Annotated in this window: 11 protein-coding genes and 1 pseudogene; 11 read left to right on the plus strand and 1 reads right to left on the minus strand. The window is 36.4% G+C overall.

The window, feature by feature from the left end; translation table 11 throughout:
* Positions 1-1,050: 1,050 nt before the first annotated feature.
* Complete coding sequence (locus FYJ25_RS14425; RefSeq protein WP_205677368.1) at positions 1,051-1,332, plus strand: hypothetical protein; 282 nt, start codon at positions 1,051-1,053, stop codon at positions 1,330-1,332.
* Positions 1,333-1,500: 168 nt separating this feature from the next.
* The gene (locus FYJ25_RS00440) at positions 1,501-2,400 is read left to right on the plus strand and encodes a DegV family protein (RefSeq protein WP_154580259.1); all 900 of its coding nucleotides are present in this window, start codon (positions 1,501-1,503) and stop codon (positions 2,398-2,400) included.
* Positions 2,401-2,681: 281 nt separating this feature from the next.
* Here the strand turns inward: FYJ25_RS00440 and FYJ25_RS00445 are convergent.
* Positions 2,682-3,110, minus strand: a pseudogene (locus tag FYJ25_RS00445) (manganese catalase family protein); the annotation flags it as partial.
* Between the two features lie 97 nt (positions 3,111-3,207).
* Here FYJ25_RS00445 and FYJ25_RS00450 point away from each other — a divergent pair.
* The 9 genes from FYJ25_RS00450 to FYJ25_RS00490 all read left to right on the plus strand — a co-directional run bounded on the left by FYJ25_RS00450 (position 3,208) and on the right by FYJ25_RS00490 (position 12,937).
* Positions 3,208-4,146: a recombinase family protein gene (locus FYJ25_RS00450; RefSeq protein WP_154580261.1), complete on the plus strand. Its 939-nt coding sequence runs from the start codon at positions 3,208-3,210 to the stop codon at positions 4,144-4,146.
* A 341-nt stretch (positions 4,147-4,487) separates the two neighbouring features.
* A complete protein-coding gene (fliB, locus tag FYJ25_RS00455) occupies positions 4,488-5,645 on the plus strand; it encodes a flagellin lysine-N-methylase (protein ID WP_154580262.1) in 1,158 nt (385 codons plus the stop codon).
* A gap of 856 nt (positions 5,646-6,501) precedes the next feature.
* The gene (locus FYJ25_RS00460; protein WP_118313946.1) at positions 6,502-7,482 is read left to right on the plus strand and encodes a sugar ABC transporter substrate-binding protein; all 981 of its coding nucleotides are present in this window, start codon (positions 6,502-6,504) and stop codon (positions 7,480-7,482) included.
* A gap of 9 nt (positions 7,483-7,491) precedes the next feature.
* A complete protein-coding gene (locus FYJ25_RS00465) occupies positions 7,492-8,811 on the plus strand; it encodes a sensor histidine kinase (RefSeq protein ID WP_021906914.1) in 1,320 nt (439 codons plus the stop codon).
* Entirely contained in the window at positions 8,808-9,473 is a 666-nt protein-coding gene (locus tag FYJ25_RS00470) for a response regulator transcription factor (RefSeq protein ID WP_154580263.1), read from the plus strand. Before FYJ25_RS00465 ends, FYJ25_RS00470 begins: the two co-directional genes overlap by 4 nt.
* Positions 9,474-9,478: 5 nt before the next feature.
* Positions 9,479-10,804, plus strand: a complete 1,326-nt coding sequence (locus tag FYJ25_RS00475; protein ID WP_154580264.1) for an ABC transporter substrate-binding protein — start codon at positions 9,479-9,481, stop codon at positions 10,802-10,804.
* Positions 10,805-10,965: 161 nt separating this feature from the next.
* Positions 10,966-11,400 (plus strand): PTS sugar transporter subunit IIA, encoded by a 435-nt coding sequence (locus tag FYJ25_RS00480; protein ID WP_154580265.1) that lies wholly within the window; start codon positions 10,966-10,968, stop codon positions 11,398-11,400.
* 105 nt (positions 11,401-11,505) lie between these two features.
* Positions 11,506-12,003 carry a PTS sugar transporter subunit IIB gene (locus FYJ25_RS00485; RefSeq protein WP_021906919.1) on the plus strand — a complete coding sequence of 166 codons (498 nt, stop codon included), beginning with the start codon at positions 11,506-11,508 and terminating at the stop codon, positions 12,001-12,003.
* 76 nt (positions 12,004-12,079) lie between these two features.
* A complete protein-coding gene (locus FYJ25_RS00490) occupies positions 12,080-12,937 on the plus strand; it encodes a PTS mannose/fructose/sorbose/N-acetylgalactosamine transporter subunit IIC (protein ID WP_021906920.1) in 858 nt (285 codons plus the stop codon).
* Positions 12,938-12,939 lie beyond the last annotated feature (2 nt).

A 12,939-nucleotide genomic window follows, 5' to 3' on the forward strand; every position in this document is an offset into this window, starting at 1 on the left:
AGTTAAATCTTGGATGGGAATAAGGGGATTGTCCAGAAGTTTCTGGTTTGTATTTGGAGTGAAAATCTCCAGAAGAGGAATATCTTCTTACTGAATTGTAGTCGGTCTTCGAAAGAAAAAAAGAATTGTTATACGTTTGATTTTGTCCGTTGCGCTAAACGCTTCATTTTGCCTCAAAAAACGAAAACTTCGGAAAAACGAGTCCGAAGTTTTCAGAGTCAAAATTCCACAGCGCAAAGTCACAAAATACAATACATATAACAATTCTTTTTTTCTTTCTCGTAGTTCGCTTACAATTCAGCATAAAAATGTGTTTTAGCGGCTGAATGGTCTTGCACGATTCGGAGACTTTCACCAAAGAGTAGGTATACAAACGAAATTATCCTATATAAAAGTAGCATTAAAAACAGATATTAATAAAAGCGGTCATTCTCCATTTACAAAACTATACCAAGAGAATATCTATAAAAGGAAAATTCTGGTAAATAAGAAAAAAGAAAAGTATTTGCTATAAAGATATAGCATGAGCTATAATGTACACAGGAAAGTGTAGTAGGTACTTATCAGTGGAAAGGTGACATAGACCTTGCAAATATTGTCTTAATTGGTTTAGCAGAAGACCTTCCAGAAAAAGAGGAAAGATACGAACCAGAGCAGATAAGCGATATATTAGATATGGAAGTTGAGGAGGTACGGGAAATTATGGAGAATGAGTAATCTGTTTCAATCTAATAGATAAAAAAGAAACCGACATAAAGCCGGTTTCAAAAGAGAGGAAAGTATGAAAAAAATCTATCAAAAATCTGTTGTTGTTTTTGATGGTTTTATGATACTGGAAATTTGTGAACAGGTTGTGAGCAAAGAATGAAGATAATCTGACGAAAAAAGAAATTGCTGACGTTTTTCTGTAAGAAATAGAATAGGGTAGTAGTATCAAAAGAAACCTATAACGAAATAGTGTCAAAAGTAGGCCGTTAGGTTTGGCAAATCATATAAAAGTGAGTGTCAAATCTAACGGTCGTTTTTTATGATACGGAAAGGAAGAAAATCATGGAAAAGATTTATGGGTATGTGCGAATTTCTACAAAGAAGCAGAATATGGAGAGACCGCTTCGGAATATTCAGAAAATTAATTTTATAGGTAAGGTAACTGAACGGACAGAGATAGGGAATACCCTATGGGCTGAACTTAATCGTCTAATTTCAATTACACCTACTGGAACTATAACATCTTTTAATCCTCCAGAGTATTTAAAAAGAACATTATCTCTTATGGTTTCGCTATTAGAAAGATTGAAATATTATCAATTTAATGTTAAAATCATAAAATAATTACAAAACTTTTTGTTCTATTTTTACGCATATTTTTTAACACATTGATGCGGTTAGGGCAGGGGTTACAGTTTGTTTTCTGTCAGTATCAGTGTCCATACCGGTCCGGATACAGTTGGTATTGGTATCAGTTTCAGATAGAACGTTCAGAAAGGAGCAAAGTATCATATGTTTCAAATTTTTGTTGACTCCGCAGCCAATTTACCAGCTGTGATTGCAAAAAAATATAACATTCATGTCATTTCTTTTGTTAATCTGATTTCAGGCAAGGAGGTTACCTGTTATAATCCAGATCTTTCACCTGAAGAAGAACGCCAGAAGGGTACAGAGTATTATAATGCCATGCGTGAGGGTTGCGAGATTAAAACGGGGCTGATTAGTACAGCAACTTTTGAAGAAGAGTTTGAAAAGGTATTGCAGGCAGATCAGGATGTCTTATATTTTTCTTTGAGTAAAAATATTAGTGGAAATTATAATTCTGCAAGATTAGCGGCAGAAGAAGTAATGGATAAGGAAATCAATGGTCGTAAAATACGCTTAATCGATTCGCTTAATGCTTCGCTTGCACAGGGGATTCTTGCTATATATGCCAGTGAGATGAGAGATAAAGGTATGGCTGTTGATGCAGTTGCGGATGTTATGGAAAGCTATGTCGGAAAAATGAATGGTGTGTTTACTGTTGGAGATCTTAAGTATCTTTCCCGGACAGGCCGGATTAAGGGGAGTGTTGCCACGATTGGAAATGTTCTTAAGATTAAACCTATATTAAGAGGGGATAAAGATGGATATATTGTCACTTATAAAAATGTTCGTGGCCGTAAATCTGCTTTAAATACTCTGGTGAATCTGGTTTGCAATAATATCGTAGATCCAGAACAACAGATTATTGGTATTGCTCATGCTGATGCTTACGAAGATTCCCTTTATATTATGAATAAAATACAAGAAAGAATCAAAGTACGAGATTTTATTAATACTTCTTATGATTTTTGTACAGGAAGTCATGTCGGTCCTGATACGATCGCACTGTTTTTCCTTGGTAATGACAGGGAGTTATCACAAAACTAATATTAAAATTTTTTAAACGGCGTAAATCCAAAGAGAAAGAGTGGAAGAATTAAAAGAAATTCATGTAAATAAGATGAATTTTCGTGTGATAAGCAGACATCCGGAATATGCGAAAAATGTGTAAAGCCAGATAAGCAGAAGTATGAAAAAAGAAAAAATACTCTATCCTAGATGTGACTTCGGAGCGTGTTTAAGATGCGGATGAGCATCTTAAACACAGCGACTACAGAGCAGATGGGATAGAGTATTTTTTCTTTTTTCGTCTATACGAAATCTACAAACTAGAATTTTTTAGTATCAAATGCTGGGTTGAATGCATAGAAGTTCCGGCTGTCTAAGTGGTCTTGCACGATTCGGAGACTTTCACCAAATCTTTGAAAGTGTACGATTTCTCTTTCACGCAGGAATTTGATTGCGGCATAAACATCCGGGTCATCTTTTACAAGACGGAGGATATTGTCATAGGTAGTGCGGGCCTTCTGTTCTGCAGCCATATCCTCCATCAGATCTGTGATCGGGTCACCGGTAGACTGCATAGTATCTGCACTCCATGGAGTGCCACTTGCAGCGATCGGATAAATGCCAGTTGTATGGTCAACATAATAATCAGCAAATCCCTGTTCTTTAATCTGTTCTATCGTGAGATTACGGGTGAGCTGGTGAACAATTGTGCAGACCATTTCAATATGATTTAGTTCTTCAGTACCTACAGAAGCATCAGAAGAGAAGACGAAACTGAAACTGGAATACAGACAAGGCTATGTTCATATATTGGGTAGAGCTACATTTGCAGGAGTATTCATTTTTATGAATATGAATAAATATGAGTGTTTGAATCAGAAAAAGAAATATTGTGGAGAATCACCTTTTTCGGGTAAGAAACGAGTTGCGGCTTATTGTCGTGTTTCGACAGAGAAGGAGGAGCAGGCACAGTCTTTTGAGAGTCAGTGCGATTTTTTTCGATGTTACATTGAGCAAAAGAAAGAATGGGAGTTTTATAAAGTTTTTGCGGATGAAGGGATTTCGGGGACGAGTACGAAGAAGAGGGAACAGTTTAATCAGATGATTGCGGAGGCGAAGCAGAGGAAGTTTGACTTGCTTATTACAAAGGAGATTTCCCGTTTTGCGAGAAATACGCTTGACAGTATTTATTATACAAGAGAACTTCGCAAGGTGGGAGTCGGGGTTTTGTTTTTAAATGATGGGATTAATACCTTAGAAGGAGATGCGGAGTTACGTCTTTCGATTATGGCATCGATTGCTCAGGAAGAGAGCCGGAAAACATCGGAGCGAGTGAAATGGGGTCAAAAACGCCGAATGGAAGAGGGTGTTGTTTTTGGCAGGAGTATGCTTGGTTATGATGTGAGAAATGGAAAAATGTATGTAAATGAAGAAGGAGCTGAAGTAGTTCGGAAAATATTTTATAAGTTTGTTGAGGAGAGGAAAAGTACACATACTATTGCAAGGGAGTTACTAGAGGAAGGTATTTACCCGATGCGGAGCAAAAAATGGAGAAATACAGTGATTTTGCGTATTTTGCAGAATGAAAAATATTGTGGGGATTTGGTGCAGAAGAAGACATTTACACCGGATTATCTTTCTCATGAGAAAAAATATAATCGGGGTGAGGAAGAGTTTGTGATTATTAAAAATCATCATGAGCCGATTATTTCGAGAGAAATGTTTGAAAAAGCGGAAAAGATTTTTTCTCGAAATAAAGCACAGAAAGATCCTGAGAATACATAAAAATAAACGGAATATTTGAAGATACTGGCGAATTTGTCAGGAAATCTGCTTCATAGTAACTTTATGAAAGAGTTGAAACAGAAGAATGTAGAAGAACTTTATATTCATAATAGAATTGCTTTCCAGAGGGCGTTTGAAAAATATATTGATACTTGGCGCAACAGGGAGAATTGGGAAATCAATTGTTCGCTGTGTCGCATTTATTTTGTGTTATACTGTTTTATATAATTTTCCGTTATCAAAGTCCATAAGTACGAGTGGAATGACATAACACAAGGGAAAGAATAAAAAAATGGTAATTTGAAAACATTTAAAAAAGACAAAAAAAAGGAAAGAAAATAATGCGATACGTAAAACCACATTTTTATGACAGTTTTGTCTGTACAGCAGGAGATTGCCCAGATACCTGCTGTGCAGGATGGCAGATTATGATAGATGAAGAGTCTCTGGAGCGATATGAAAACGAGCCGGGAGAGTTTGGAAAAATTCTGCGCAATTCGATTGACTGGGAAGAAGAATGTTTTTATCAGAATAACCGCCGCTGTGCATTTTTAAATGATGAAAATTTGTGTGATCTCTACAAGGCATTGGGACCAGATGCCCTATGCGATACATGTCGTATGTACCCAAGACATACAGAAGAATATGAAGGACTTAGAGAATTATCCCTGTCTTTATCCTGTCCTAAAGCAGCAAAAATTATTCTGTCCTGCAAAGAGCCAGTTCGATTTTTAGAAGAGGAAACTGAGGAAGAAGATGACTTTGAAGAATTTGATTTTATGATGTTTTCTCAGTTAGAAGATACCCGCGATGTTCTCTTTGCTGTTTTGCAGGACCGTTCGCTTCCACTGACACTGCGGATATCTGTATCCGAACAACTAACAGAAAGCTATCAAAACTGTATAGAAGAAGGACGGCAGTTTGATATTGATGACCTTCTCCGAGAATGTGAACGCCACCAGAAAGAAGGCAGCCTTTCGGAATTTATCTCAAAACATCTTTCTGAAAAAGGAGCAGATGCAGCCTCTCTCCATCAATGGAATCGACAGAAAAAAGAACTGCAGGTACTTCGAGGCTTAGAACGTCTTCGTCCAGAGTGGAATCAGATACTCGATGGAGCCGAAAAGTGGCTCTATCAGGAGAACGAAGAAACTTATAAAAATATTTGCAAAGAATTTCACCAAATGTATGGAGCATTGAGTAACTACAAAGAAGAATGGGAGAACGTAGGTGAGCAGCTTATGATGTTCTTTGTCTATACTTATTTCTGTGGTGCAGTCTATGACGATATGGTCTGTTCCAAAATGGAAATGGCATTGTTTTCCATTCGCTGGGTACAGGAATTCCTGATTGTATGTTGGTTGGAAAATGGAAAAACACTCTCCATGAAAGACGTGGAAGAAATTTCCTGGAGATATGCGAGAGAGGTGGAACACTCCGACAATAATTTGAATACACTCGAAGACTGGCTGTTTGAGAATTACTATTTGATTCATTAAGTAACAGACGTCTGGGAAGCTTTTCATTTCGTGGGAGTCTGCGTTCTAAAATATATGTAGACAAAAGCGAATTGATTGCAAAGATAAACGAAGTTCTTTACACTGAGCAGAAGTATTATTTCAGAATCTTATGATTAGTAAAGATAGTTCATATAGGGAAAATCTAAATCAATATGATGTGATTAAGATTAATATGCAGGAATTTTTAAGTCTGTCGGGGACGATAGAAGAAATGCTGGAAATGCTTAGAGATTATCTGTTTTTAGATTCAAATTTTATGATATAATATTTCCATAAAGAAACGCTGTAATACATCATAACAAGAGAAATGAGGTGTATCAATATGACAGAAAAAACACGTAAACTTCGATTTATTGATGAAAACAGAACCAAAGGACTCCAGAAGGACTGGCAAGGCTACGGAAAATCACAGGCTTTGTTCGGAATAGTAGTCCTAATGATATTCTTATTAGCATTTGTTTATCATTTTGTTATGTAGATAATTTGATTTTACAGTATATCAGATATGAGATGACTCCCACATCTGTAGGTGGCGAGCAACATTCTTGAATTTTCAATATAATCAATTATTTTTAGAAAGTACTATAAAATTTTTATCAAAATCAGAAGACTTGAAGTAAAATAATCCATATCTGTGACCTCAGAGTGAAGGTTGGATGCGAGCATTTTTGCAAACATTCACCTGCAGCGACTAAAGTCACAGATATGGATTATTTGGTTTCAAGCCTTCGTCTGTTGTTCCTAAAAAATTCGATAGCATTTTCCACTTCCCATGTAAGAATTTCCAGTGTATAATGGAAAAAGAAGGTAAGTAAGATATAAAGCAGGTGAGTGAATGGATGAAACAGATAGAGGCAAAGTAGTTAGATTTTTCCTGGCAGGCAGTGTATTATGTTTAGTCGGGATGTTTTTTTCTTTTTATCTAAAAGGTTTTATTCTATATGGAAGTCAGTTTGGAAGAAAGTATAAGATTATTGGTGTGACCTATATGACATTAAATAATCAGTTTTATGACGTATTAAACAGTGAAATCCAGCAGCGTGTGGAGGAAAAGGGAGATCATTTGATTACCCTTGATCCGGCACTTGATCAGGAGAAACAGAATGAACAGATTGAGTATCTGATTGAACAGGGAGCAGATGTAATTATTTTGAATCCTGTTGACTGGAAGGGCGTGAAAAAAGGTCTTGAGGCAGCGAAAAAGAAAAATATACCGGTTATTGTCGTAGATACGGAAGTATATGATACAGATTTGGTAGATGTTACGATTGTTACAGATAACTATCAGGCAGGTGTGTTATGTGCGAAGGATATGATGGAGAGACAAAAAGAAGCCAACATTCTATTGCTTACGCATGATAAAACTAAGTCGGGAAGAGACAGAATACAGGGATTTACTGATACTATACAAAGCCATAATGAATATAAGATTATTGCAATGGAAGATACACAGGGACAGATTGAGCGTTCCTTGCCTAAAGTGGAAAAAATGGTAGAAGAACATGAAGATATTGATGTAATTATGTCGTTAAATGACCCGACTGCGATGGGAGCGTTAGCTGCATTAGACAGTAAAGGCTATAAAAAAGATGTACTTGTATATGGGGTTGATGGTTCACCAGAAGGGAAGAGACTGATTTCAGAAAGTAAAATGACAGGAACGGCAGTCCAGTATCCTCGTAAGATGGGAGCGTCTGCCATAAAAGCAGCTTATGAGCTTTTAGCAGGAAAAGATGTAGATAAAACAGTGACGATTCCGGTAAAGTTAATTACAAAAGACAATGTGAGTGAATATGACCTTGAACGGTGGCAGTAGGAGAGATGTATGAGTAAGCAGAAAAGTTTAATTCTTTTAAAGATGCTGATGGGAATTTTAAATTTTGCAATTTTGACTTTTTTGGCAGTTATCATCTTATATACAATAGGTATGGTGAGGGCAACTTATACTGCACGAAGCTTTTTGAATCATATTACATATTTACCAATGAATCCGGTAAAAACAGTCATAGTGATGTATGTGGCATTATTTACTTTAGTGGCAATTATTAATTTAAGACAGCAGTCAGAAAATAGCATTTTGAATCAGACGATTTACATTTTAGAAGTTATTCTTTGCGGTATAATTATTTGCTGTGTCTACATGGAATATAAAGGAATTATATTTTTAGTTATAGCGGATATTGTCGTTTTAATTCGTGATAAAACAAGTCAGAAGGTATTTTTAGTTATTATGGGGCTTATTTATATTTTTGCGGATTATGATATTATATCATTGGGGATAAAGATGGTTTCTTTTCAGGAACTGTTAAATGTCTATACAGTGCGTCAGCATATGCTGATGACGGGAATATTGAATTTTCTCTCATCAGTGAATGCGATTGCATTTATAGCATATATGATTATTTATATGAGAAGCCAGATAAAAGAAAAGGAGCGAGTTACGATTTTAAATCAGCAGCTTGCGGAGGCAAATGCACAGCTTTCTGAAATGAATAATCAGTTAAAGGATTATGCAGCAATGCAAAAACAGATGGGAGAGATTGAGGAAAGAAACCGTATTGCAAGAGAAATCCATGATACATTAGGACATACGATGACGGGACTTTCTGCAGGAATTGATGCTTGTATTGCATTAATTGACTATTCGATAGACGAGACAAAAAAGCAGTTAAATATTATTTCCGGCGTGGCGAGGCAGGGACTTAAAGATGTAAGACGTTCTATGAAAAAACTCCGCCCAGATACATTAGAGAGAGAGTCTTTAGAGAGTGCGATTGAGAAGCTGATTACAGAGACGATGAGTACTTCCAAGGTTTCTATAGAATTTCAATCATTTTTACCATCTCTTGTATTTGAAGATGATGAAGAAGATACCATTTATCGAATTGTTCAGGAAGGTATTACAAATGCCATTCGTCATGGACATGCCAGCAGGATTTTTATTAATTTTAAAAAAGTAGATATCTGGCTGGTGATAAGAATCAGAGATAATGGAATAGGATGTAAAGATATTCATAAAGGTTTTGGACTTACACATATGAAGGAAAGAGTGGATATGCTGCATGGAACAGTAACATATAGCAGTAATAATGGATTTCAGGTTGTAGCAAAGCTGCCAATTCGATGGAGGAATGAGGAAAGATGATAAAGGTACTTATTGCAGATGATCAGGAATTAATCAGGCAGAGTCTGAGTATTATTCTTGGCTTAAAAGAAGAGATTTCTGTTGTTGGAGGTGTAGGTGACGGAACAGAAGTTTTAGAATTTATAGCAAAAGAAAAGCCGGATATTATTTTGATGGATATTCGTATGCCGACTATGGACGGTGTAGAGTGTACCAAGATAGTAAAGGAAAAATATCCAGAGATAAAAATTATCGTGCTGACAACTTTTGATGATGATAAATATGTGTTCAGTGCATTAAAGTATGGTGCAAGTGGTTATCTGTTAAAAGGTATTTCTGTGGATGAATTAGAAAAAGCAATTCATGTGGTATATAGCGGAGGAGCGATGATTAATCCGGAAATTGCCAGCAAGGTAGTAGAGTTGTTTTCGGAAATGGCACAGCAAAATTATGATGTTATGATTGAGGCAGAGAATGTCGAGAAGATTAACGATATGGAATGGGATATTATAAAGGATGTAGGGCATGGAATGTCCAATAAAGAAATAGCAGACCATATTGGACTGACAGAAGGAACTGTGAGAAATTATATTAGTACTATTTTAAAGAAAATCGGACTGCGTGACCGCACACAGTTAGCTATCTGGGAAGTACAGTCCGGTACACAGAAGCGTAGAGGATAAGATAAATGAAAAGAATGACAAAAGTATGGGGAATGCTTTGTCTGGCAGGATTATTAATCAGTCTGTATTTGGAAATCTCTTTTCTAATACCTAAACAAAGTAAAATAGTTTTGACGTTTGGTATGTTTTCCGGGAATCAATCCGATGTGCCTAATGATGACTGCTATAAGATTATTGACGAAACAATAAAAGAATTTGAAAAAGAATATCCGAATGTTAAAGTGAAGTATACCAGCGGAATATTAAAGGAAGATTACTCAGAGTGGCTTTCTAATCAGGCTTTAAATGGTACATTGCCGGATGTATTTATGGTTCTTCCTGAAGATTTCACTACGTTTGCTTCGATAGGAATACTGAAAAATCTGGAGACAATGTTAAAGGCAGACGCATCTTTGAAAAAGGATGCATTTTATCAGGGCTGTTATGATGCAGGGACATATAAAGGGAATCAATACGCTTTTCCATATGAAAGTGTTCCGAGCCTCATGCTGGTAAATGAGACATTACTTAAGAAGAATAATATTTCTCTGCCAGATAACAGATGGACATGGAACGACTTTTATAATATTTGCAAAAAAATTACAAAAGATACAAATGACGATGGAAAAACAGACCAGTTTGGTGTGTATGACTATAGCTGGATAGATGCTATTTACAGTAATGGAGGGGGAATTTTTAATGGAAGCGGAACTTCCTGCAATATTACAAATCCTTCTGTAGAAGATGCGATTCTTTTTGCCAGAAATATTTATCAGTTATCAGGGAGACAAAGTCCGACTTCAGAAGATTTTGATAAAGGGAATATTGCTTTCCGTCCAGTTACTTTTTCTGAATTTCGTACATATAAACCATATCCGTGGAGAATCAATAAATATTTTGATTTTGAATGGGATTGTATTCCACTTCCAGAAGGACCGGATGGTAAAAATCTGTCAGAAACAGAGACAATGTTAATGGGAATTAATGCGAGGTCAGAGCATGGTGGGCTGGCATGGAATTTTCTAAAAAAACTAACCTATGATGAAGAAGTGCAGCAGAAGATTTTCCAGTATTCTAAAGGAATTTCTCCACTAAAGAAGGTAACTGATTCTGAAAAGACAGAGGAAATCCTGAAAAATAGTATAGGGGATGATACGACCGTACAGGTTTCCATGCTAAATCAGATTATGGAAAGTGCAGCAAGAAAAGAAAAATTTCAGCAATATGATACCGTAATCGACTATATGGATGGAGAAATTCTACGACTTTTTCAGGAAGAGGGAGACTTTGATATGAATCTCCTGCACCTGAAAAAGAAAATTGATAGGATGTTGAAAGAAAATTTAGAATAAATTTATATATGACATTTGTCATTTATAAATATTAAACAATATACAATTGTAATTTGAAGTGGTGACATCTGCAAAAGGTCAATAGTGACAATTTGCAGATGTTATTTTTTTGTGTAATTGTTACAATAAATACATCAAAAAAACAAACAAAGGAGAGCAATATGAAGTATGTAGTATTAGTCAGTCATGGAACTTTTGCACCGGGTCTGAAAAGTGTTCTGGCAATGCTTGCAGGCGGGGAGAGAGAGGATGTTATCAGCGTAGGACTTGAGGATGGAATGAGCGCAGATACATTTACAGAGAATTTCCGAAATGCAATCAGTGGTATTAAGTCTGAGGACGAAATCATTCTTTTAGGAGATATTATTGGAGGTTCTCCAATGACAAACGCGTTAGAGCAGATTTCTAAAAAAGGACTGGAAGAACAGACAGTAGTATTTGGCGGAATGAACCTTGCAATGGCGTTAACAGCAACTCTTATGAAAGATGATGTTGACACAGAGTTATTAAAAGACAGTTTAATCAGTGAAGCAAAAAATGCAATTAAAGAGTTTGTATTAGACAGTGGAGCTGATGATGAGGAAGATGAGATTTAGTATTCGTGCATATTGCATTTAACTTATTTTCTATATTTGACTTATATTCAATATTATAAATATGAAATAAGCATAAAATTACAAGCATGAGAGGGAGGAAAAAACATGTCTGTATCATTTTTAAGAATTGACGACCGTATGATTCACGGTCAGACAGTAACTCGTTGGTCTTTAGAATATCCATGTGATGGACTGATCGCCGTTAATGACAGAGCAGCCAACACAAAAGCATTAAAAATGGCATATAAGAGTGCCAGCACAAAGAAAACTTTCGTGTGGACTTATGAAGCATGGAAACAGAAAAACCAGAAAGTACTTGATAGCAAAGATCAGTATTTCCTGATTACAAAAGATCCAATTCAGATGAAAAAGATTTTGGTTGATGATGGGTTTGTTCCAAGTGATGTGAAGAAAGTAATCGTTGGACCATGTAATGACCGTCCAGGAGCTACAAAACTTGGAAATAATCAGTCTATCACTCAGGAAGAAGCAGAAGCTCTTGAGGCAATTTATCAGGCTGGATATGAAATCGAGTTTGCGCTGATAAAAGAAGCTTCTATCGGAAGCTGGAGTAAATTCAGAGGACAGTTCGGTTTCAATTAAAATTAAAATAGTGTACTCACAAAGTCAGCTACGGAAAGATTCAGTGGGTACATGATAAGAAAAGAGAGGAAAAGTCATGACAATTAGTTGGATACAAGCAGTGATTTTAGGTATCTTCGCCTGTCTTGCCAGTATGCCTGGTATGGGTGGTAGTGCCATTGGTAACTATACATTAGGCCGTCCATTAGTAGCCGGTCTCGTCTGCGGTATTATTCTTGGAAATGTGCCTGCCGGAATTATGGTGGGTGCAGCAATGCAGGTTGTATATATCGCGTTAGTAACACCAGGTGGAACTGTATCCGCCGATGTACGTGCCGTATCTTATATCGGTATTCCTTTAGCAATGCTTGCATTAAATTCTTATGGATTAGACCCTGCATCTACAAAAGGTGTTGCAATGGCAACTTCTTTCGGTGCAATGGTAGGAACTCTTGGTACAGTATTATTTTACGGAACAGCAACAATCAACCTTGTATGGCAGCATATCGGATGGAGAGCTGTAGAAAAAGGAGAATTCAAGAAATTATATCTTGTAGATATGGTATTACCTTGGATTTCTCATTTAATCTGTAGTTTCATCCCAACGGTTGTAATGTGTAAATTAGGTGTTCCTGTAGTAGAAACAATCAAAGCAACATTACCTATGGATGGACTTGCAATGAAGACTTTATTCACAGTTGGTAGTATGTTACCTTGTGTTGGTATTGCCATTCTTTTAAAACAGGTAGTAAACAAAGTAACAGACTTCGTACCATTCTTTGTTGGATTTACTTTAGCAGCCGGTGTTGGATTAAACTTAGTATCCGTTACAGTTGTAGCAGGAATGTTCGCAATTATCCATTACAACATCAAGATGGTTGGAATTCGTGCAAAAGAAGCAGCTCTTGCCAGCGGCGGGTCTTTTGATGATGACGATGACGAGGAGGAAATATAATC

Source organism: Anaerobutyricum soehngenii, assembly GCF_009697165.1.
Lineage (GTDB): Bacteria > Bacillota > Clostridia > Lachnospirales > Lachnospiraceae > Anaerobutyricum > Anaerobutyricum soehngenii.

Coding starts and splice junctions, on each gene's coding strand:
- FYJ25_RS14425 (WP_205677368.1), top strand. CDS start 1,051: ATGGAAAAGATTTATGGGTATGTGCGAATTTCTACAAAGAAGCAGAAT.
- FYJ25_RS00440 (WP_154580259.1), top strand. CDS start 1,501: ATGTTTCAAATTTTTGTTGACTCCGCAGCCAATTTACCAGCTGTGATT.
- FYJ25_RS00450 (WP_154580261.1), top strand. CDS start 3,208: ATGAATATGAATAAATATGAGTGTTTGAATCAGAAAAAGAAATATTGT.
- fliB (WP_154580262.1), top strand. CDS start 4,488: ATGCGATACGTAAAACCACATTTTTATGACAGTTTTGTCTGTACAGCA.
- FYJ25_RS00460 (WP_118313946.1), top strand. CDS start 6,502: ATGGATGAAACAGATAGAGGCAAAGTAGTTAGATTTTTCCTGGCAGGC.
- FYJ25_RS00465 (WP_021906914.1), top strand. CDS start 7,492: ATGAGTAAGCAGAAAAGTTTAATTCTTTTAAAGATGCTGATGGGAATT.
- FYJ25_RS00470 (WP_154580263.1), top strand. CDS start 8,808: ATGATAAAGGTACTTATTGCAGATGATCAGGAATTAATCAGGCAGAGT.
- FYJ25_RS00475 (WP_154580264.1), top strand. CDS start 9,479: ATGAAAAGAATGACAAAAGTATGGGGAATGCTTTGTCTGGCAGGATTA.
- FYJ25_RS00480 (WP_154580265.1), top strand. CDS start 10,966: ATGAAGTATGTAGTATTAGTCAGTCATGGAACTTTTGCACCGGGTCTG.
- FYJ25_RS00485 (WP_021906919.1), top strand. CDS start 11,506: ATGTCTGTATCATTTTTAAGAATTGACGACCGTATGATTCACGGTCAG.
- FYJ25_RS00490 (WP_021906920.1), top strand. CDS start 12,080: ATGACAATTAGTTGGATACAAGCAGTGATTTTAGGTATCTTCGCCTGT.